The sequence below is a fragment of the Serratia sp. PL7 genome (genome assembly GCF_945957435.1).
Genome location: NZ_CAMFLB010000034.1, coordinates 1 through 20,698, shown reverse-complemented (window position 1 = coordinate 20,698; position 20,698 = coordinate 1). Strand labels below are relative to the sequence as shown.

Annotated in this window: 22 protein-coding genes; 3 read left to right on the top strand and 19 right to left on the bottom strand. The window is 52.2% G+C overall.

Annotation, left to right across the window (positions count from 1 at the left end):
- Positions 1-33 precede the first annotated feature (33 nt).
- A complete protein-coding gene (macB, locus tag N6G83_RS49245) occupies positions 34-1,980 on the bottom strand; it encodes a macrolide ABC transporter ATP-binding protein/permease MacB (protein WP_024529101.1) in 1,947 nt (648 codons plus the stop codon).
- Positions 1,980-3,089: a macrolide transporter subunit MacA gene (gene macA / locus N6G83_RS49240; protein WP_024529102.1), complete on the bottom strand. Its 1,110-nt coding sequence runs from the start codon at positions 3,087-3,089 to the stop codon at positions 1,980-1,982. The genes macB and macA overlap by 1 nt, the downstream gene beginning before the upstream one ends.
- 931 nt (positions 3,090-4,020) lie before the next feature.
- On the opposite strand from macA, the gene N6G83_RS49235 reads away from it, so the two are divergent.
- Complete coding sequence (locus N6G83_RS49235; protein ID WP_256714349.1) at positions 4,021-4,389, top strand: dTDP-glucose pyrophosphorylase; 369 nt, start codon at positions 4,021-4,023, stop codon at positions 4,387-4,389.
- 70 nt (positions 4,390-4,459) lie between these two features.
- Here the strand turns inward: N6G83_RS49235 and N6G83_RS49230 are convergent, their stop codons facing one another.
- The 8 genes from N6G83_RS49230 to N6G83_RS49195 all read right to left on the bottom strand — a co-directional run bounded on the left by N6G83_RS49230 (position 4,460) and on the right by N6G83_RS49195 (position 11,618).
- Positions 4,460-5,287, bottom strand: a complete 828-nt coding sequence (locus N6G83_RS49230; RefSeq protein ID WP_024529104.1) for a hypothetical protein — start codon at positions 5,285-5,287, stop codon at positions 4,460-4,462.
- Positions 5,288-5,366: 79 nt separating this feature from the next.
- Positions 5,367-5,897: a fimbrial protein gene (locus tag N6G83_RS49225; protein ID WP_024529105.1), complete on the bottom strand. Its 531-nt coding sequence runs from the start codon at positions 5,895-5,897 to the stop codon at positions 5,367-5,369.
- 15 nt (positions 5,898-5,912) lie between these two features.
- On the bottom strand, positions 5,913-6,401 hold the full coding sequence (locus N6G83_RS49220) for a fimbrial protein (RefSeq protein ID WP_024529106.1): 489 nt from the start codon (positions 6,399-6,401) through the stop codon (positions 5,913-5,915).
- Positions 6,402-6,414: 13 nt separating this feature from the next.
- Positions 6,415-6,951: a fimbrial protein gene (locus N6G83_RS49215; protein WP_235163279.1), complete on the bottom strand. Its 537-nt coding sequence runs from the start codon at positions 6,949-6,951 to the stop codon at positions 6,415-6,417.
- A gap of 64 nt (positions 6,952-7,015) precedes the next feature.
- A complete protein-coding gene (locus N6G83_RS49210; RefSeq protein WP_024529108.1) occupies positions 7,016-7,765 on the bottom strand; it encodes a fimbria/pilus periplasmic chaperone in 750 nt (249 codons plus the stop codon).
- 8 nt (positions 7,766-7,773) lie between these two features.
- Positions 7,774-10,350: an outer membrane usher protein gene (locus N6G83_RS49205; RefSeq protein ID WP_370592667.1), complete on the bottom strand. Its 2,577-nt coding sequence runs from the start codon at positions 10,348-10,350 to the stop codon at positions 7,774-7,776.
- Positions 10,351-10,472: 122 nt separating this feature from the next.
- Positions 10,473-11,009, bottom strand: a complete 537-nt coding sequence (locus tag N6G83_RS49200) for a fimbrial protein (RefSeq protein ID WP_024529110.1) — start codon at positions 11,007-11,009, stop codon at positions 10,473-10,475.
- Between the two features lie 69 nt (positions 11,010-11,078).
- Positions 11,079-11,618, bottom strand: a complete 540-nt coding sequence (locus N6G83_RS49195) for a fimbrial protein (protein ID WP_024529111.1) — start codon at positions 11,616-11,618, stop codon at positions 11,079-11,081.
- Positions 11,619-12,380: 762 nt separating this feature from the next.
- Here N6G83_RS49195 and N6G83_RS49190 point away from each other — a divergent pair.
- Positions 12,381-12,701, top strand: a complete 321-nt coding sequence (locus N6G83_RS49190; protein ID WP_024529112.1) for a FaeA/PapI family transcriptional regulator — start codon at positions 12,381-12,383, stop codon at positions 12,699-12,701.
- 115 nt (positions 12,702-12,816) lie between these two features.
- On the top strand, positions 12,817-13,596 hold the full coding sequence (locus N6G83_RS49185) for a helix-turn-helix domain-containing protein (protein WP_074031253.1): 780 nt from the start codon (positions 12,817-12,819) through the stop codon (positions 13,594-13,596).
- A gap of 32 nt (positions 13,597-13,628) precedes the next feature.
- Here the strand turns inward: N6G83_RS49185 and N6G83_RS49180 are convergent, their stop codons facing one another.
- From N6G83_RS49180 to N6G83_RS49140, 9 genes are all read right to left on the bottom strand, one after another.
- The gene (locus N6G83_RS49180; protein WP_260524232.1) at positions 13,629-14,201 is read right to left on the bottom strand and encodes a DJ-1/PfpI family protein; all 573 of its coding nucleotides are present in this window, start codon (positions 14,199-14,201) and stop codon (positions 13,629-13,631) included.
- A 130-nt stretch (positions 14,202-14,331) separates the two neighbouring features.
- Positions 14,332-14,757 (bottom strand): RbsD/FucU domain-containing protein, encoded by a 426-nt coding sequence (locus N6G83_RS49175; protein ID WP_024529115.1) that lies wholly within the window; start codon positions 14,755-14,757, stop codon positions 14,332-14,334.
- An 89-nt stretch (positions 14,758-14,846) separates the two neighbouring features.
- Complete coding sequence (locus N6G83_RS49170) at positions 14,847-15,611, bottom strand: SDR family NAD(P)-dependent oxidoreductase (protein WP_024529116.1); 765 nt, start codon at positions 15,609-15,611, stop codon at positions 14,847-14,849.
- Between the two features lie 35 nt (positions 15,612-15,646).
- Positions 15,647-16,954 (bottom strand): MFS transporter, encoded by a 1,308-nt coding sequence (locus tag N6G83_RS49165; protein ID WP_074031251.1) that lies wholly within the window; start codon positions 16,952-16,954, stop codon positions 15,647-15,649.
- Positions 16,955-17,077: 123 nt separating this feature from the next.
- Complete coding sequence (locus tag N6G83_RS49160; RefSeq protein WP_211136077.1) at positions 17,078-18,124, bottom strand: LacI family DNA-binding transcriptional regulator; 1,047 nt, start codon at positions 18,122-18,124, stop codon at positions 17,078-17,080.
- 398 nt (positions 18,125-18,522) lie between these two features.
- Positions 18,523-18,828 (bottom strand): type II toxin-antitoxin system RelE/ParE family toxin, encoded by a 306-nt coding sequence (locus N6G83_RS49155; protein WP_074031250.1) that lies wholly within the window; start codon positions 18,826-18,828, stop codon positions 18,523-18,525.
- Entirely contained in the window at positions 18,828-19,082 is a 255-nt protein-coding gene (locus N6G83_RS49150) for a type II toxin-antitoxin system Phd/YefM family antitoxin (protein WP_024529119.1), read from the bottom strand. Before N6G83_RS49150 ends, N6G83_RS49155 begins: the two co-directional genes overlap by 1 nt.
- 132 nt (positions 19,083-19,214) lie before the next feature.
- On the bottom strand, positions 19,215-19,964 hold the full coding sequence (locus tag N6G83_RS49145) for a DUF3142 domain-containing protein (protein ID WP_074031249.1): 750 nt from the start codon (positions 19,962-19,964) through the stop codon (positions 19,215-19,217).
- A partial coding sequence (locus N6G83_RS49140) for a hypothetical protein (protein ID WP_260524231.1) occupies positions 19,934-20,698 on the bottom strand: 765 nt, incomplete at its 5' end. The genes N6G83_RS49140 and N6G83_RS49145, both read right to left, overlap by 31 nt.

Below are 20,698 nucleotides of genomic sequence, written 5' to 3'. Positions count from 1 at the left end.
TCGCGGATCAGGGTGAAATTATGGTTTTTCTGATTATTCCCGTGCCAATGCGTCAATGGGATCCAGCCGCGCAGCGCTGCGCGCAGGGAGATAACCGAACACGACGCCAATACCGGTGGAACACAGGAACGCACTCAGCAGAGCCACCGGCGGGAAGTTGATCTGCCAGCCCGGCATCGCCAGCTGCACCAGCAAGCCGATGGTGAACGACAGCGCGATCCCTAAAATCCCCCCTACCAGGCAGACCAGCACCGCCTCAATCAGGAACTGTTGCAGAACGTCGCCGGAACGAGCGCCTACGGCCATGCGGATGCCGATTTCTCGCGTTCTTTCTGTTACCGAGACCAGCATGATATTCATCACGCCAATCCCACCCACCACCAACGAAATCACCGCCACCAGGATCAGGAACAGTTGCAGCGTACGGGTGGTTTTTTCCGCCGTTTGCACCAGGCTATCCATGTTGTAGGTAAAGAAGTCTTTCTTGCCGTGGCGCAGCGTCAATAGCCGCGTCAGTTGCTGTTCCGCCTCCTGGCTGTTATAGCCATCGCGGATACGCACGGTGATCGAATCGAAGTAGTCGTTGCCCATCAGGCGATTGGCCATCGTGGTATAAGGCACCCAGACGCTGAGCATCTTGCTGCTGCCAAACATGGTTTGCTTTTCCTTCGCCACCCCCACCACGGTCGCAGGCATATTGCCAATCAGGATCACCTCACCCAGCACGTTTTTTTGTTGCGGGAACAGACGGCGCTGGGTGTTGGTATCGATCACCACCGTCTGCGTCTGGGACTCCACCTGCCTGACATCAATAGCCGTTCCCTGAGAAAACTCCATGCCGTACACCCGGAAAAACTGCTCGCTGACGCCTGCCACATTAGCCGCCACATCAATATTGCCAAAGCGCAGACGCATGCTGCTGCGAGTCATGGGAGAAAGCGCGCTGATATAAGGTTGTGCACTCAATGCACTCAGATCGTCATATTTCAACGCCTGGCGGAGGGTTGGGTCATCGTCACCAAAATCCTTACCAGGATAGACGTCCACGGTGTTGGTACCGATGGATTTGATCTCGGCCAATACCTGCTGTTGGACGGCATCGCCTATCACCAGGATCGAGATCACCGAGGCAATGCCGATAACGATCCCCAGCATGGTCAATAGGGTGCGCATCTTGTTGGCCGCCATCGCCCACCAGGCCATCGACAACGCCTCCCGGAAACGGTCGGCCATCTGCTGCCAGGAAGGGGCTGGCGTGGCCAGTTCCAACGACTTGGCCTGTGGCTTGCTCTGTGCCTGTGGCCGAGAATCGCCAATGATTTCGCCATCGTGGATTTCGATAATCCGCTCGGCTTGCTGCGCTACCGCCGGATCGTGGGTAACGATGATCACGGTGTGTCCCTGCTCGCACAGCTGCTTGAGGATCGCCATTACCTCTTTACCTGAGTGGCTATCGAGCGCACCGGTTGGCTCATCCGCCAGGATCACCTGGCCACCGTTCATCAATGCCCGCGCAATGCTGACACGCTGCTGCTGCCCACCGGACAGCTGGCTTGGCCGATAGGCGATACGTTCTCCCAATCCCAGGCGTTGCAGCAAGGCCGCCGCCCTGGCATGCCGTGCCGAGTGACTCATCCCAGCGTAAACGGCAGGCACCTCCACGTTATGCGCCGCACTCAGATGTGGCAGCAAATGATAACGCTGGAAGATAAAGCCAAAATGCTCGCGCCGCAGCTGGGCTAATGCATCGCTATTTAGCGTGGCCACGTCCTGCCCGGCCACGCGGTAAATGCCGCTGTTGGGTTTGTCCAGACAGCCGAGAATGTTCATTAGCGTCGATTTACCGGAGCCGGAAGCCCCGATGATCGCCACCATCTCACCAGCATCTATCCGCAGGCTGATGCTTTTCAATACCTCCAGGGTTTGCTCACCGGATTGATAACTACGCCGGATATCACTCAGTTCCAACAGTGCGGCCATCAGCTGCCCTCCACGCCGCCGCGGCTGACAATCACCTCTTCACCGGCTGTCAATCCACTGACAATCTGCACATCCAGGTTGTTACGCATGCCGATCGTCACCTCCCGCAGCTGTTTCTGGCCCTGTTGCAGCACCGCAACGTGGTAACGGTTATCGGCGATTTGTTCCCCTAACGCTACCAGCGGAATAACCAGCGCATCGCTGGCGCCAGCCAACTGAATATGCACCTGCGCGGTCATTTGCAGGCGCAGCAACCCCTGCGGATTTGGCACTTCGAAACGCGCGTAATAAAAGATGGCGTTATTGACCTTCTCTGGGGTGGGTTGGATGTCTTTCAGCACGCCCTCAAAGCGTTTGCTCGGATCGCCCAGCACGGTAAACCAGGCTTTCAGCCCCGGCTTGAGGTGGATCACGTCCGCCTCGGAAACTTGTGCCTTCACCAGCATGGTACTCATGTCTGCCAACGTCAGAATGTTGGGTGCCTGCTGTGCGGCGATCACCGTTTGGCCCTGAAAGGTGGTGATCTGCACCACATCACCGTCCATCGGCGCTTCAATGCGGGTATAGGCCAGATTGATCTTGGCGGTATCCAGGCTGGCTTGATTTTTGGCGATCTGCGCCCGGGTGTTTGCCACCTGCGCCTTTTTCACCGCCAGATCGGTGGTCAATTTATCCAGATCCTGGTGCGAAACCGCCTGCACCTTGGCCAATTCGCGGTTACGCTGCAAAGTGACCTCTGCCAGTTGCTGCTCCGCCTGCGCCTGTTGCAGCTGGGCTTGCAGTTGCCGTAGCGTGGCCTCGCCTTCGCGAATGCTGTTTTGTGCCTGTTGGGGATCGATAATGCCGAGCAGTTGCCCTTTTTGCACCTTATCGCCAATCTCGACCTTCAGGCTCTCCAACTGTCCGCTGACCTGAGCCCCCACATCAACCTTACGTACCGCATCCAGTTGGCCGGTCGCCAAAACGTTCTGTTGAAAATCACGCTGGGTAACCTTAACCGTTTTAAACTCCGCAGGTAACGGTTGGCTGAAATGCCAATAGACCAGCATAGCAATCGCCGCTAAAGCGCCTCCCCCTAGCAGCCTACGTTTTGTTCGTCCTTTTAACATATGGATATTTTTCCCTAGCTATTTCGTCTATTCCTGCCAATTTCTAGCCACAAAGCCGCCATCGAATTAAACCATCACGTGAACCCATAATATTCCCCACCAAGGCCAATATGTGCAGCGAGACTATTATTGATATTCCTTATAACTTCCATCTATTTCATAATGCTCAAGCTATAAATAAAACCATTTACCCATCCTTCGAGAATGGCTTTTATCACGGCACACTGGCGCAAGCCGGATAGCAAAGCCGCTGATCCCCCCCATCGTGTGCCGGACCTGTAATGGGCCAATACGTTTAAATTGACATGAGTGATAATAGAACTGATTGGAATTTTGAATAACAACCATTATTGATTAATTTCTCTGATAGTTCAAATAGAATTTTCTCGTTAACAGCTAAGAATCCCTGCATTTATTGGTGCTAATTCCGAACAACCAAGTTATTACTTAACAAAAAACAAGAAGTGTCTTAGCTATATTTAAGAGAGTATGACTCTCTGTCGTGCAGCTGGAAAACCGAGTTATTCATACAGATTATTTATTGGTGTACATCCTGAGCAATTAAGTTATTACCCAACAAGACAAGAAATATCTTATCTACATTTAAGACAATATGAGCAATTGTCACGTAGCTGGAAAATTGAGTTATTCAGACAGATTATTAATAGCGCCAGCTATTGGCACCGTTGACGCCAACATGATGCGGACCCCAACCAAGCACTTGAGGTTAGGAGAAACCCCCTTTAGTGGGTGAATAAGAGTGAGCTAAATCCCGTTTTTCAAATTATCTGGCACCCGCTCTTGCTTGAGAGACGAAAAAGGAGGTTTTGTAGAGAGGATGTTCAGTGGGAGCAAACTAACACACCTGCGGCAACTCCAGACAAAGGCTGACCCAATGACAGACTTATCCTCTTCGCCTAAGACTCTCGCAATGCCAGAAATCACTGGCGTCACCGTAGCTCATGATGGTCTGCATTATCTTAAGCCAGAGTTATTGCTGGATTTTATTAGTGTGACGCCGCTGCAACTAGTCTCCATAACGCCGCTTGCGGTGCTGTATGCCTCGATCGGCGTTTTGCAACGCATTGACCTGAGGAAGATCCCAGTCGCCATCAAGGGGCGAGTTATTTACCCTATTTGCCCCCAGTCCCTCCCCAACCTGCGGGCCAAACTGGTGATCAACGGACCGCTGAAGAAGGTTAAGTTTCAGGGAAGCCTCATCCCGGTAACAGAATCTCAGTCGGTAAAAAACATGACGCTCATTGGTGTGGCACTGGAGTTTACGGTGCGAAAAACCTGACGAATAGATCAAACGTGCGCAGCATACGGTTTGAACAACCTCAACCGTATGCTGCGCACGTTATCAACAACTAAGGCATAGTCAGTATAGCGGTGGCTGAACCGAAGAAATCACCTGCCTCCACGGTCCCTACTTTAGTCAGCGTGGAAACAAACTCTACCGGCATCTTGGTTGCCGCCAAAGCACGTATCCTGAGCCCGGTAGAGCCGCTCACCCCGCCAATGGTCAAGCGGCTTTTCAGGCTACCGTCGCTTCTGAGATTAACCATACCATTTCCGCCCGCACCCGCAGCGTAGACCATAACGTCCATTGTTTGTGTGCAGCGGATATAACCCGTCTGCCGCGCCTGATTCCCCTCGATATCTTTCAGCTGGACTTGGCCATGGGTCAGTTCAATGCTGGTTTCAGTAAATTCACATTTACCTACCGGCGGCGGTACGATCCCGCATAGGCTGCTGGGCATCATGGCACTACCACCGGAACCTGCGGTCCCCGTTGTCGCTTTATAATACATCCCTACACATTCCTGCGTCACTGCCGGGCCAACGTGGGTTTGAGTTCCGCTGCGCGGTAGCGAATACTTTTGCTGAAATGCCCTACCTATGTCGCCGACCGTCGGCAAATTCTGGATGCCATCAAGGTATTCGTTACCATCTGAAACACCAGGGCCCGCCTCTCCAGCATCACTGTGCCGGTGGCCAATAAATACCGTACATTGCCCCCACCTGTAACACGGATTTGGAGTAGCATCTACGGTGTCCCAGTACTCAATAGTCCACCAATATCTGGCGTTCTCGGGCGTGCCCTCACTGCGGGTAATATAAGAATAAATCGCGCTATTGGCGCTATAGGCCGTCAGCAACATGACGGCTAAAAGCATCACTCTAATGGCTTGCATAAATACCCCTGTGATCATCCCTTATCTACCGCGGACTCATTAGTCACACCGTCGATTTCAGGGTAAGCCGTATTACGGGCTACTCGTATTCCAATAAAAACGTCGCGCTGGCGGTAAAGTCGCCAGGGTTAATGGTTTTTTGGCTAATCGCATCGGGCTCACCCTGCACATAGGTTCGCAGGCTGATGGTATTGTTGCCCGAGATCAGCCCTTGGTTATAGCTACCGGTATTGATCGCGACCTTATTTCCCTGTTGCGTTTCAATACCGATGCCAATACCGCTGGTCTGGCTCGCCCCGGATATCGCCAGCAGACCGTTCAGCCTGCTATTTTCCGTGCCGGAAAAGGTCAGCTTGACCATATTCCCCAGGCTAAGATCGCAATCATCAAGATGTAATACCAATGGCACCCCTAGCGTACGGGTGTTGATATAAAGATATTTCTCAACGATCGAGCCAAAATCGATATTGATATTTTCATCCGTGACTCGCAATGTGCAAGGGTCAGCCACCAGAGCGCCTCTAAAGCGCACATTATCAACCGCCTGGGATACGCTGGATAAACCGCCAAGCCCTACAGCCAGGGATATTAACAGTGCCGAAAATCGCATGATAGTTCCTCCCTGTTATTGATAATCAGCCTGCAGCGTTGCCGTTGCTTCAAACGCGCCTTCCGTTAGAACTATGCCGACCTGCTGTACCGGCACGGCTTTAAGCTGGGGTCTACTGGACGGCGTAATGGTTATTTCACTGCCAAGAACAAAGGGTTGACCGTCACGCAGGATTTTAATCCCCAGCCCATTAATATTGGTTTGCACCGCGGCGTTATCAAAAGAAATGGGGTTCCCCGTAAGCTTCAATTTCAACGCCCAACCATGGGTATTTGGCTCACAAACCAGATCATAATTAATGTTCTGCATATAGTTAACGCCATCCACTTTTTTGACACCCACCTTAAGGCCAAAATCAACGATGATATTATTGCCGCTGTTAATGCTACAAGGAGGTGGCTCGAGCAGCGTTCCTCGAAATTTCATATCGCCCCCTGCGGCAAATGCCGTAGATACAAGGCCACTTAAACCCGCAGCCAGTAGGGATAACAGTAGAATTCGCATGTCTTATGCTCCCTTACTGGTAATCAATTAATAACGTGGCGGAGGCGGTAAACTCGCCCCCCGTCAAGGTGGCCCCGCTACGCTTGACCGGCACCGCATACAGTACCGGCTGATTGGGATAGGTGTAGTTAAACCAGGTATTGATATTTAACCGTTGCGTCCCATAGTACAAAGCGATACCCAAATCGTTTTTATTGGTGCTCAAAAATCCGGTCCCAAAGCCCGCAGTGCCGCCCTGAATGCTCATTTTCAGATCGTTGGATTTCTGGATGTCACAATTCAGGCTATAGACAATGGTCTGCTTATAGTTGACGCCATCAATCCGGGTCGTCATCACCTCATCGCCAAAGTCCACCCGAATGGTTTGATTATTATTAATCGTACAGGGCGGTGGCAGTATAACGGTTCCCCTGATATTCACCGGCATCGCGCTGACCGGAACGCTGGTCAGCACGACACTGAATAGCGCCCCGGCAAGGCAATAGCCTGAGACCCTCGATCTCATGCTCCCCCGGCGATGCTTACCAGGAACAGGATAATATTGTTGCATACGTTCTCTCCTTGCAGACCTGACCCCGCGCCCTCTCCCTGTAACCTGGCACGACCGGTTTCAATTAACTCTTCTTCGCCGGTTCCACCTGGCAGTCCGATGCGCCGCAACGGAACGTCAGCACTGGGCGGCCGCCATAATCGTTGACGTAGGTCAGTACTGGCGATCCTCCTAATACCGACGCGCTGATACCTAAAGGAGCACTGCTTTTCGGCTCCAGCATCAGCGGCTCAAAACCCGTTGCGCTGACACCCTTTCTGCTGCCCGCATCCACCAGTGTCACGTAGTACGGCGTCGGGTTGTTCACCACATACTTGTCGCCCTGCTTGGTCAACGTCAGCTGGTCCTGCCACGGCGTCGCCATCTCGGTGGTCGTTTTCACCAGCGCTTTTGGCCGATAGAACAGTTTGATGCGCGTCTGCAACGCCAGTTGCAAGGTGTTAGCCTTGTCACTCTTCGGCGGGATTTCACGTAGGTTGAAGTAGAACAACGTTTCCCGATCCTGTGGCAGTTGGCTCAACACCGGTAACGCCTGTACCTTTACCTGGCTCTTGGCACCTGGTTCGATGCGCTGTACCGGCGGCAGTACCGTTAACGGACTGGTTACCTTGTTGCCCTTGGTATCCTCTATCCAGCCCTGCGCCAGATAGGGCAATTGCGGGTTGTCATTGTTGACGCTCAGGCTGACCGACTTATCACCGCCAGGAAAGATGATCCGGGTACGATCTAGCGCGATCGCCGCCTGGGCCTGCGTGGTCAACGCGCACAGTAAGGTTACGGCGACCAGCGCCATTCCCGTATTGGTTTTCGTCATTTCGTATCTCATTGTATTGTCTCAGCCTTTTTCTGTATTGCCGCCAGGTCTGTGGTGTCTTTTTTCGCGGTTATCGCCCGGCAAGGCAGCAAGAGTTCAGCCATGCCGTTCGCTGGTAATACCGCTGGTAATGTCAGTTCACACTGCGCCTGCTCGTCCCAGTGAACCGTCATCGTTTCACCGCGTTCAATACCGCTCAGGTACACGCTGCCGGCGTCGCTGACGATCCCCACATCGCGTTTTTTCAGGTTCTGCACCGTCGCCCCGAACGGCGGCATAGTGCCGTCTGCCAGACGGATCACCGCCATGGCCTTCTCACCCGCTATCACGTCAAACCGGCGGTAGCCTATCGCTCCTTCCGTCAGCGTGGCCTGCACCACCGATTTCATCGCTTCGGCGTTATCCGGCAGCTTGTCCAGATCGATATTCACCCGGTTGCGGTAATAGCTGTTCATGTCGGCCACCACGGCTTTGCCGAAGCGGTTGGTGCGCACTGGGGCACCGTAGTTGCGAATAGGGATATCGGCTACGCCATCGGTGTCGACCAGCAAACGGGTACCGCCCGGAATAGCGACCCGGTGCATCGCAGCACCTTCCGCAGTCGCCGTTACCCCACCCTGCAATGCCAGCCCTACCGTGCTGTAGCTCCCTGATTGAGCACTGGCGGTAGCGTTAATCTGCGCCCAATCCGCCTCATGGCTATAGAAACCACTGGCCAATGCCCCTTTGCGAGTAAAGCCAGTGCTCACCTGATAGCTGCCACGATCCCCGACCCGATCGGAGTAGCTGACCCGGTGGGTGTTGTCATTGCGATCCAGTGTGCCGCTGTAGCTCATCGAACCGCTGTTACCCCACGGCAGCGACAGTGACAGGAACACCCCATCGTCATTCTGCCCGTTGTACTGATTGCGGTAGCCGGTCATCGACAGGCTAAGGTTCTTGAAGCGGCCAATATCCATGTAGCGCATGAGCGACAGGCTGTAGCGATCGTTGGCGTCCCGATCCCAGTAGGTCTGGTGGTCATAGTTCAGGTTGGCCGTTAGCCCTATATCGCGGAACTGCTGGCTGTAGGACACCGTGTACATCTCTTTGCTGCTCTGGCTACGGGTACCAAGGTTACGTACCTCCAGGAATTCCCCCATGGTCATAAAGCTGCGTTCCGAGAAGCGATAGCCGGCAAAGGTCACCTGGCCACCAATCTGGTCAAAGTTCTTCGAATAACGCAGGCGATAGGACCCCCCGCTCAGGGTATCCCCTTGAGGCAAATTGGCCCGCGATTGGGTCACGTCAAACGACAGTGCGCCAAACGCCATCAGGTCGCGGCCAATCCCCACCGCCAACGCGTTGTACTCGTCACCGGCCACCACGCCACCGCCAAACAGCGACCAGCCGTTGCTGACCCCCCACGAGAATTCACCGCTACCAAATAGCGGGCCTTGAGTACGGTGCCGCCAGTCTGTTGGCCGCCCGCTTGCCAGCTTGTAGCGCACCATTCCTGGTCTGGTCAGATAAGGAATGCTCGCCGTGCTGATAGTGAACGTCTGCACGCTGCCGTCCTGCTCTTCGATCCGCACGTCCATCAGCCCCGAAACCGCATTGCTCAAATCCTGAATACGGAACGGGCCGGCTGGCACCAGGGATTCATACAACACCCGCCCCTGCTGGCTGACCACCACACGGGCGTTAGTACGTGCCACGCCACTCACCTCTGGCGCATAGCCGCGCAGGTTCGGCGGCAGCATCGCGTCGTCGCTCACCAGGCTTAGCCCGGTGTAACGGAAGCTGTCGAAAATGTCGGAGTTGAGGAAGTCTTCACCCACCGTCAATTTGGCCCGCAGCCGCGCGATCGCCCGGTAAGCGGTATACTGTGTCCACTCAAAGTTGCGCTGGGTGGACTGCCCTGAGCCGGTTTGATGGTCAATCTGTGTCTGCCAACTGGCACGCAGCCGCCAGCTCCCTGCATTAGCGCCCACCACTCCGTTGCCGCTCAGGTTATAGCCTTTCTCGACACCATCGTTTTGATCCTGACGTTGGCTCTGAGCGTTGAGGTTGTAATCCAGCAGCAACCCAGGAATACCGTTATCCCAGCGTGCAGGTGGATCCCAATCGGGAGAACTGTATTCCAGGTAAGCCTGTGGAATGCTGAGATAGAGCGTGTTGCTGCCCAACTCGGGGCGCGCCGTCATTCCCTTGAGGCTACCGATCACCAGGCATTGCCCGTTGTGCCACCAGGCCAGATCGCGGGTAAATTCCTCTTTCAGCCCCATTTGTTCCACTAAGGTGGGGGACAAACAGGCTTCAGTAACGCTCGGATCTTTGTCTGTGGGATAAAATGGGATCGTCTGTTCCGGCAGTTCCTGCTGGTTGACGTTGATCAGCAAGCTGTATTCACCCGGCATCACGTAACCACTGCGGGAAAAACGCCCCAAATCGATATTGCCGCGCTCCTGAACATCGAGCACGTCGGTATTGAATTCGATGGGTTTAGCGGCAGAAACCTGGCCATTCACCAGTGCCAGCGCAATCAACAGCGGCAACAAGCGGGTGCGCGGAACCTGTACTCCTACAAGTGGGGTGCTCATCATCCATTGACCTTTATGCGTTAAAACTTTCCCGGGCGTTATGGTTGTTATTAAAGGAAATATCCTGCCGGGGAAGTCAATCTGTCTTGGCGTGCTGACCGTCCATTATCATGTCAGCCTGCTGTTCAGTGATAATCCAACTGGTATCGCACTTGTGCACTATAGGTGCCGGTATGTAACGGCTGATTGTTGGCTACCATGCGTGCGGTGTAGTGCAGCAATATATCTTTACCCTGTAATACCGGCGTCTGTGCCGGCATTTCCTTACCTGGAACCGCCTGATTCCCCAGCGCATCGTTCAGCACCAGTGCTACGCCGCGCGCCTCACCCTCAACACCGAAGTACCCATCTTCATTGCGGCCATCAAACGTGACGCGAAAGTGCTGCTTGCCCAAAATGTTATCGTTGCTATGCTTAAGCGTGCAGTTCACCAGCCTGATACTGAATGGCCGTGACAATGCCTGACTGTCATTAACAATCCTATCGAAGGGCAGCGTACCCATATCAACGGTCTGATCTCGGCTGGTGGTGTCAATATCGCAGGCGGAAGCCACTATCGCCCCGTTCATGCTGAGTTGGCTTCCCTCCCCCCAAACCGGCAGCGCCGTGACAGCTCCCACCAGTAAAAACAACGAGGTAGCCGTAAAACTATTCACCGACATCCCTGGCTCCCTTAATGAACAAGGACAGCAAAAACTGCATGCGGAAACCGCATGCAGTAACATCCACTATTAGTTGTATGCCATGGTAAAGTTGGTGGTAGAGGTGAAGTCACCTTCTACGATATCGGTCAACGTAGTACCGGCATGCCCCTGTAGGAAGGCGGTGAAGCTCAGAGTGTTGTTACCCGCAATCAGGTTCTGCACGGTAGTCGCAGTACCCAGGGTGATCGGTTGGTTAGAACCATCAAACATCGCGATGCTTGCACCTTTTGCCGCGCCAGTGATGGCCAGCAGGGTGTTGGTGGTGCCAGTTGCGCCGCCATATGGACCAGCGAAGGTGACCTGCACTTTGTTCTTGCTAGAGATATCGCAACCTTGCAGTTTGATATCAAAGTTCACCACGTTAGTAGATTTACCACCATTCACCAGCTCCACATTAGCCACTTGGCCAAAGCTCTTGGTCTGGTCAATACTTTCTGGAGCGATAGAGCAAGGTGCATCAATGATTTTACCTTCGAATTTTACCTTGCCCGAACCCGCATCAGCATTTGCCAGAGAGACCATACCCAGAGACAGAACCGTAGCCAGCGCAATGTTAGTCAGTTTCATGTTTTCTTTATCCTTAAAACGTTAATTTAACGAGAAATCCAGACATACCTAACCCGACACAATTAAAACGGTGCCTATCAGAACAACGCTGTTTTATTTGGCGGTAATTGATATACCCGGCAGCATCCTTTCATTTGGTATAAAAGAAGGCATCCCTTTCCTTCCCCTTTATTTGCGAAGGGGGCAGTTCACCAGAAAAGACAAGCCTCTTCCGGTGCTTCATCCGATGAATAAAGCGAATTATTAAAATACAACTTTATGCGACACCCTTGAATAGATAGAATTCCGACCATAAAACAGCCACACATCAATTTAATCATTGATCAGGGTATTTATGATAGGAAAATTCTCACACCACTCCATCGGACAACCTCATCTCCTGTCGCCAAAAAATTATTGCAAATACCTATAAATTTTGAAAGTGTTGTTTTCCAAACAGAGCAATTTCGCCATAAAAACCTTATTTATATGCAAGAATATTCTTATTGCGACGACTACGGTCGCAAAAACGAATTACTTAGTATTTTATGCTGCAAAACGCGGTATTTGCGAACTCATTGATCGTAAATTTGGTTTTCACGAAACAATAGTCCATGATAGCTTAGAATGGTAAACTGACGCCTCATAAGGAAGAAATGGGGGTTATGATTCTGACAGTATTCCCCTGTGATCACCTAGAAAAGTTAGCAACAAAAGCAAGCAGCATAGGATTATTCCATTTCGAATAGCACCCATCAAGACGCATTAAAAGGAGGTAGTGACATGTCTTATCGCACCAATAAAGAAAGGGAAAAGCAGTTAAATAATGTTTTTATTGCCCTACAAACCCTTTGCAAGCGCGACATTCATCACACAGGCGTTCCCCCGCAGGTTCAATGGCCCAAAACACGGGAAATCGCAGAATACTCCGAGACGACAATATACCTTGCTCGTTACTATCTGCTGCGATTAGTTGAAAACAAAAAAGCTTATGTTACCTCCGGCGCTGTCAATAACAGTTTACGCTGGTATATTGCTGAACCCTCGCCATCACCTAAACATCATGAAAAAAGGGAAGCGCAGCCCGTTGCGGCGGAAGGCTAAATACGCCTCCCCCTTCTGACTTGTGTTTGATTTTTTTCTACTGACATTTATCTATCCCGTGTCTGCCACGGTGTTTCACGCAAGGCAGACACGCCGGTTGAAAGGAACTCATGCCATGAAACAACCTCTGTCCATCATGATAATCGATGCTGACCGTTATTTTACCCATGGTCTGGGCTTGGGGCTGCAAACCTATTTTCAGGCCCGTCGGCTGGACATCCGTCTACTTGAGGAAACACAGGTTGGCAGCGATATCGACATCATTTTCCTGGGCGATCTGGTCACTAGCTACCCATGGCATTACCGCTTACATCAGCGGAAAAATCATCCGATGGTATTCTTTATCACCGAGCAGGGGCGCAACAAAAACCAGCTCAAGCCAAGGGTGCATTGCGAACAATGCCATACCAGGGCGCTGTACCGGCACCAGACAATATCCTCATTATATGAGCGGTTGGATAGCGTGCTGTTTCCGCCTTTTGGGTCACCAGCAGCGTCCAGCTACGATTGCACATGTATGTCTCCGTTGACGTCGCGGGAAGAGGAGGTTTTGCGGTGCATACACATGGGAATGAATGGGCAGGATACCGGCAACTATTTGCAAATCAGCAATAAAACTGCCAATGCCCATAAGCAGAACGCCATGCGCAAGCTCAATTTCAGATGCAATCAGGAACTGTATCAGTGGCTACTGCAGGGGGGAGGACGCTATCTGAACGAACGGTCGTCAATCACTCTACCGCGCTTGCCGCTGCCATCAACGTTGCCGGCAGAAACCAACCTCATCTCTTCGGCACAACTAGTGGGACGGCAGAGAAAAGACCGCCCTTATGCTGCCTTATCTGCGCACAAACAGCCAGACACCCTCGGCCAGAGAGAGCCTGTCTCCACGTGAAGTGGCTCTCGGCGGCTATTTATAACAGTGGACTAGCCTGGCTTGCGGTGCTCAGCAGCATGCATCGCAAGGTAGGCATTGAGGTTTTCATCCCCCAGACCCAGAGTACGCAAGATTGCGGCCATAAAGCTGACCGGTGCGGTACCCGGTGCCGTGATAACGCACCGATCGGCGATGGCATAAGGCACATCCTGATAGTATTGCGCACCGCCATAGTTCAGGCTCAACAGGTTTTCTGCCGAATTGGAAGTATGGCGGACCGCATCAAGCACACCCGCCTGCGCTAAAACGCGAGTACCATCGCAAATCCCCGCGACGATGGCGTTACTTTGATAAGCCGCAGCAACCAAGGTGGTGATATCCGGCGCCTGTGCGGTTTGCCAGATAGTGCCCCCGCAGACAATCAGCAGATCGACTTCATCAGGCTGAATGGCTTCTATTGCCAGATGGGGGGAAACCAGCATGCCACTTGAAGAGGTGACCTGGGCTGCGCCAGGGGTGGCAAAACGGCAGTCAAAACCGTAGTACCCACGCCCCGTCGAGTTGATCAAAGCGGTTTCCCAATCGGAAAAGTTTTCAGTCAGGAGGGTAATAGCACGTATCATCGGAGTGTCCTTGTCAGAAATAGGGGCAATTTTCAGGATTTTCCTACCCGCAAAAACCAAGTGTAGCCTGCACTGTTGACAGTTTCTGTCAGTAGCCAACAGAGGCCCCTCCCACAAAGATAACCCGCATTCAATCAGCCAACGACACCGGCGCCACGGTCAGCAGCAGGTTGGCAAAGCGCCGCATCTCACCGCTGGCGATAACCAATAATGTCTCCGGTGATTTTGCCGCATGATAGAAGGCCTCGCGGTTGAGATAATCGATGGGGCAACCGTCAGGCAGCAGTTGCTGATATTCGGCAGCGATGGTGTTGGTGAAACCTTGCGGCCAAGCCATCATCGAGGCATGTTCCACATTAATATGCTTGAGCACCTTTGCTAATATCACGCTGCTGGCGATCATTCCGGGGGCAAGATTCAGATAGACAATGGTGGCCTCTTTCGACGAGTTGGTGACGAACGAATAGTTACCATCGGCGATGAGGATCTGGGTCTTATGCCCGCACAGCGCCAGTGCACCCAACAGTTGCGGATGAATAATGTCGGCTTTGATCATAGTGTTTTCCAGTAGGGAAGACAGGTGGGCGCAGCATGCAGCGCCCCTACGTAGTGAATCGGTTGCGGTTTATCAGCGGCTGGGTTGACTCACATACGGTAAATACCGCCGTTAATATCGATGGTGGCGCCAGAGACGAAGCCGTCATATTCCGAGGCGAGGAATTTAATCACCCGAGCGACGTCCTCCGGGCTCCCCGCGCGGCCAAGGGGAATACCGTGGATGGTTTCATCGGCAGATTCCTTGCTGGTATGCAGGTTATGGAAGCGAGTGCCAAGAATAAGCCCCGGCGCTACGGCGTTGACCCTGATGCCATGTTCACCCAGTTCCGCCGCCAGGGAGCGGGTCCAGGTTAATACCGCCCCTTTGGCAGTGGAGTACACCAGTGAACCAGAATGCCCGCCGGAACGGCCAGCCAGTGAGGCCAAATTGACGATGCTGGCTCCGTCCTTGGCGCTTTTTAAGTAAGGTAGCGCGCTTTGCGTGACGTTCAACATGGTCGTCATATTGACATCTATCACCGTCTGCCAGAATTGACGGTCGATCTCACCGAGCCATTTACGGGCGATAATGCCACCCACGTTATTGATCAGTATGTCTATCCCCCCCAGAAACTCGGCGGCGGCAGCGACGCATCGCTGCGTATCTTCGGTATCGGTTAAATTTGCATAACCATAGGCGGCGCGTTGACCGCGTGAATGGGCTAATTCAGCCAGTTCCTTTGGCCCCTCTTCGCCGCTGAAGTAGTGGATGTAGATGTCACACCCGGCGTTAATCAACTGCTCTGCGGTAGCTTTGCCAATCCCCTGCTCGGCCCCGGTAATAAACACTTTCTTACCCGTTAGATTTCCCATTTTATTGCCTCTTGATTATTTGTAGATAAAACCAGTTATGAGCGAATAACGCCTTCACGCTGTTTGGCGCAGTAAAAAATGCAGATCAATCCGGTAACCAATAAACACAGCGACAGGAAAACCAGCCCCGGAGTATTGCTGTTACTGACATCCTTTAATAACCCGACCACATAAGGGGCGACAAAACCCCCGATATTGCCGATACAGCTCACCACTGCCAGTCCGGCCGCTGCCGCCGCCCCGGTAGAAATATTGGCTGGCATGGAAAGGAATGAAGGAACCGAGGTATAGATACCTATGGCAGCAACGCTCAGGAACATCAGCGCGACAAACACGTTATAGTTAAAGAACACCACGGCACCTATCAGGCCAAAGGCAGCAACAATCATGCTGATGCCGGCAAACACACCAATTTTTTTGCTTTTACTGGCCCATAGGCTCCACGGATAAACCAGCAAGGCGGCCAACCCGTAGGGAATAAAGGCAATCAGGCTTACGCGGAAAATGTCATCGCCAGAGATAGCCGTAATGATGGAGGGCAGCCACATCCCAAAACCGTAGATCCCGCACACCATGCCAAAATTCAACATGGCGTATAACAGATACTTTTTATTTTTTATGCCCTGCACAAAATCAGACAGCTTGACCTTGGAACCCGATTTACTGCGGGTGGTGTTGTCCATTAGCCAGGCTTTCTCTTCCACATCGAGATAGCCCACATCCTTCGGTGAGTTCTTGATAAGAAAAGGGATAAACAGGCCAATAATCACCGGTGGAATACCTTCAAGGATAAACAGCCACTGCCAGGGTTCCAGGCCAAACCAGCCATGCTCAACATTAAGGATCAACCCGGAAATCGGTGAGCCGATAGCGTTCGACAACGGCTGTACGATGATAAACATGCCAAGGATTTTGGTGCGGTACTTCTCCGGGAAAAATACCGTGAAGTAATAGACGACCGAGGGGAAAAACCCCGCCTCACAGACACCCAGCATAAACCGACAGATATACAACTCCATCGGCGTGCGGACAAAACCCATCAATACGGCAAATATCCCCCAGGTGATGAGGATCCTGGCAAACCAGATACGTGGGCCAAACTTGATGGTTCCCGCATTACTGGGAATTTCAAACATAAAATAGCCGATAAAGAATATCCCAGAGGCAAAGCCAAAAGCCGTGGCGGTTAACCCCAGGCTATCTTCCAATGCCATTGCCGCATAGGCCATATTATTACGATCTAAAAAAGCCAGAAAGTATAATAAGATCATTAACGGGACAATATTCAGCGTCATTTTTCTAATGGCACTGCGTTCAATTTCCTGAGGCGTTCTTTTTTGCATAATAGAATACTTCCAATGTTGTTAATCGGAATAATAATCTGCTACAGGCATGCCTGATGGATACAGGTATATTCACCTGATAATAAATAATGCTATTTAATCGTTCTCGTTACGCTATTCGCGTTATGGCGTAATGGTTATTACCGACTGGCGGCTGACTAACGTCGGCGGGAATATAAACTCTTCAGGGGCTAATGTAGGATCCCCTACGCGTTGCAATAGGCGCCCCACCATCACCTGGGCCATCTCGGCAAGCGGTGGCATGATGGAGGTCAGCGCGGGCCACACCAACCCCGAGAGCGGAATATTGTCGATACCCACCACCGATATCTCACCAGGCACCGCCACTCCCGCTTCCCGCAGCCCCGCCAACAGGCCGATACCCAGAGCATCGTTGATAGCCACCACGCCATCTGGGCGCGGAGAAAGAGCAAGTACCTGAGCGGCCAGGGTAAAGCCCAGTTCGGCCATCTCGGTATCGCCATACTCTCCGCTGGCTTTGCCTTCTATCACCCGCTGCTGAGCGGGCAGGCGATGATTACGCACCACGGTGAGAAACCCTTCAATCTTATGGCTGCGGCTCATGGTCAGACTGGCCTCGGTGGCAAAGACGATATTGCGACAACCGCGTTCGATCAGATGTTGAGCCGCCAACCGCCCGGCCTCTACGTTGTCCATTGAGACGCTGTCGAATAACCGGGCATCAGCGGTGAAGCTCCCCGCCATCCGGTTATCGTAGTTGACGATCATCATTCCCATTTCGGCAGCCTGTGCAAAATGGGTCTTACGGATATCACTCGCCGCAACGATAATGCCGCGCACCCCATGGGCGAACATATCTTCGATAAAGGTGCGCTCTTCATCTTCTTGCCGATAGGTGTTGCCCAACAACACCCGATAGCGGTGTTCTTTAGCCGCCAGGTCAACCTCGCGAGCCAGGGCAGAAAAGCTGGGGTTGACGATCGAGGGGACCAGCAGACCGATCATCCGGGCATGCCCAGTTTTCAACTGCTGCGCCACTCTGTTGGGCTGATAGTTCAATTCGCGCATCACCTGTTCGATACGCAGCCGGGTTTCCGGGCGCATTTGATTACTACGCCCATTTAACACGTTGGAAACGCTGCTCACGGAAACACCGGCGAGATGTGCGACATCACGAATATTGGCCATGTTTTCGCTCCCCCTCCGGTGCTGACGTCAATCGGTTAACTTATGCACGACACGCCATTAATTAACATAATAATCAATATATTAAATATACGGCCTGGCATTATCTGTATCGTTTTAGTGAAACGATGCAGATCAATTTATAGCGGAGATATGACTCAATCAAGCGACTTTACCAGCCGCGCCGCGGTTGCGTGATGCTTTTGTGAAAGCTATCAAGCCCAGCGTTCTGGGATTACTAAACACGGGCAAAAATCCCCGGCTGTTTAGTGAGTGTTTAGTGGTGGGGGTTAAAGGCTGGAACGGGATTTGGATGAGTACTGCATGCTACGCCCCTACATACATAGTCTGCAAAACGGGGGCGCAAAAAAACAGCCAAAGAGAGCACCTTCATCCTATGTTCATATGCGACGATTTAATAACAACGTTGGTAGGCGACTCTGGTGAACAACGCCGATGATAGAAATTCCATCAGCGGCACGTTGATAATAGATCGTATGGCTCATATACGGAAAACTCCATATATCCAATCCTAAACTCTCAACTTCATTAGTGCCCATCCCCGGCATATTAGCCAAATGCTGCATAGTGGCACGCATATCAGCCAAGTATTCCCTTGTTATTAACGTTCCAAACTGCCTCAGAGAAAATGCCTTTAATTCGCGCAAATCCTCTCGCGCATCGTCAGTCAGTTTGTAGTTAACCATTAAAGATCCTTCATCAACTCGTCAAATACCTGTTCACCCTCATGCAACTGGCCAGCCTCTGCCTGAGCAATGGACTGCGCAAGCTTGGCGCGCAAGCTTTGCAGTTTCAACGCCTCAAACTCGTTGTAATCCTCAACAGACATAACCACTACGGAAGGTTTACCGTTTTTGGTGATGCTGATCGGCTCACGCTGAGCTTTAGTTATCATCTCGCCAAACTGGGTTTTGGCCTGGTTGGCCGTAAAGCTAATCATGGCAATTTCCTCAGTCGTTCAAGTAGGTATAAATCGTTCGATTCATACCTATTTTAGACCAGTTAAGTTCTGCCTACTAGCATAAGCAAATAATATGATTATCCAATTGATATACTTATATAAAATCAACAACTACAGGCTCGTATTCAACAAAAAAACCACCTCGCCGCGATAATAAGGCGATGTGGTCAGCCGCCGTTGCCACTCGGCGTTCCAGTCGCCCTGCTGCACCAGACCGATTTTGAAGGGGATTTGTAGCTTAAGTAGCGCGGGGAGATAGCGTTCATACTCCGTGACCGTGCGCCGCCCCTGATAGGTTTGGATCACCAACTCATCGATCGGTAATGCATTCAACTGGCTGACGTTACCGGTCTTTGCCCAATCGAGCAGGCCAGTCACCCCCAAAGCATATTCTTTGGGTAAACGACCGCGCAGTTTGTCGAGAAATTCCGCGTACTTATCCAGTTGATAGGTTGCCGCGTCAAAGTCGATCTGTAGCCCTACCACCCGATTGCCTGCCGCAGCCCAACGAGCAGGCAGACGCACCGCCGAGGCCAATACCTCGTCGGATATGTCCAGGGTTGCGACACGTACGGTGATCCAGACGGCAGGCGCCTGGAGCTTGCTCAACGGCAATCCCAGCTTCAGAAAACGAGCGCCCTGGCGGCCGTTCACGATTTCACCCTGATGGAGATAGAGCAAATCGGCCTGCTGCAACGCAGGCTGCGGCCAAACGCCGGACCAAAGCCAGAATGCGCGGTAATCATGCGCATTTACATACCGGCCAGCTGCGTTATCCGCCGCTGCGGCGGTTGCAGAGATTGGCAACCACAGCAGCAGTAATACGCGCATCACCAATAGTATTTGAGCTTTTGTTCCCACTGGTTACCTTTATACTGGCTCTTCAACAGGTTAAACCAACGTTGGCGAGTTTTTTGTGAGATCTCCTGCCGATCGCAGCTGTTGTAGCCGGAAGGTGAGAAACACATCACTGCCCGGTACAACGCATAGGTTTTATCTTCCGGTTCGGCCTTGGGATCGGCGATCACTTGCTGATAATATTTTAATCTGCCGTGCGCTTTATCTTTACTCAGTTCGACCCCAGCCAGATCATCCAACTGTTCATTGCCCCCCATTTCCGCTTCCGTGCTGATATCGGCAAAGGTGGTACGCAAGAACTCTGCCACGCAGTTCATGGCGTGTGCATCAGTCTTGTTCTTTGCCAATACGGCAACGTTAGCGTCTAAAGAAGCACAGAAATAACCAGGCTCCGTCCGGCTGCCATCCCAATCGAAAACGCTGAGTGCAACATCGCCAAACACCTGCGGGTCAGGCGTCTGTTTGATATTTTTTTTCAGTTGGCTGTCGTCAATAAACCCCTGATAGTCACCCACCATCAAATCCTTAAACAGCAGCGTATGCAGAGCGATGGTCTTTTCTTCGTCATTGGGTGCGCCTACGGCCTGCTGTTGCAGCAACGCTTTATTGGCCAGGCTTTTGAGCACCACGGAGCGATAACGCAGGTTATTGATTGGGCTGTCTGGGGCAAAAATAGCCGCCGTTTTATTTTCCTGCACCAAGGCGGTGGCCAACATCAGCTGCAGATACTGTTGCTG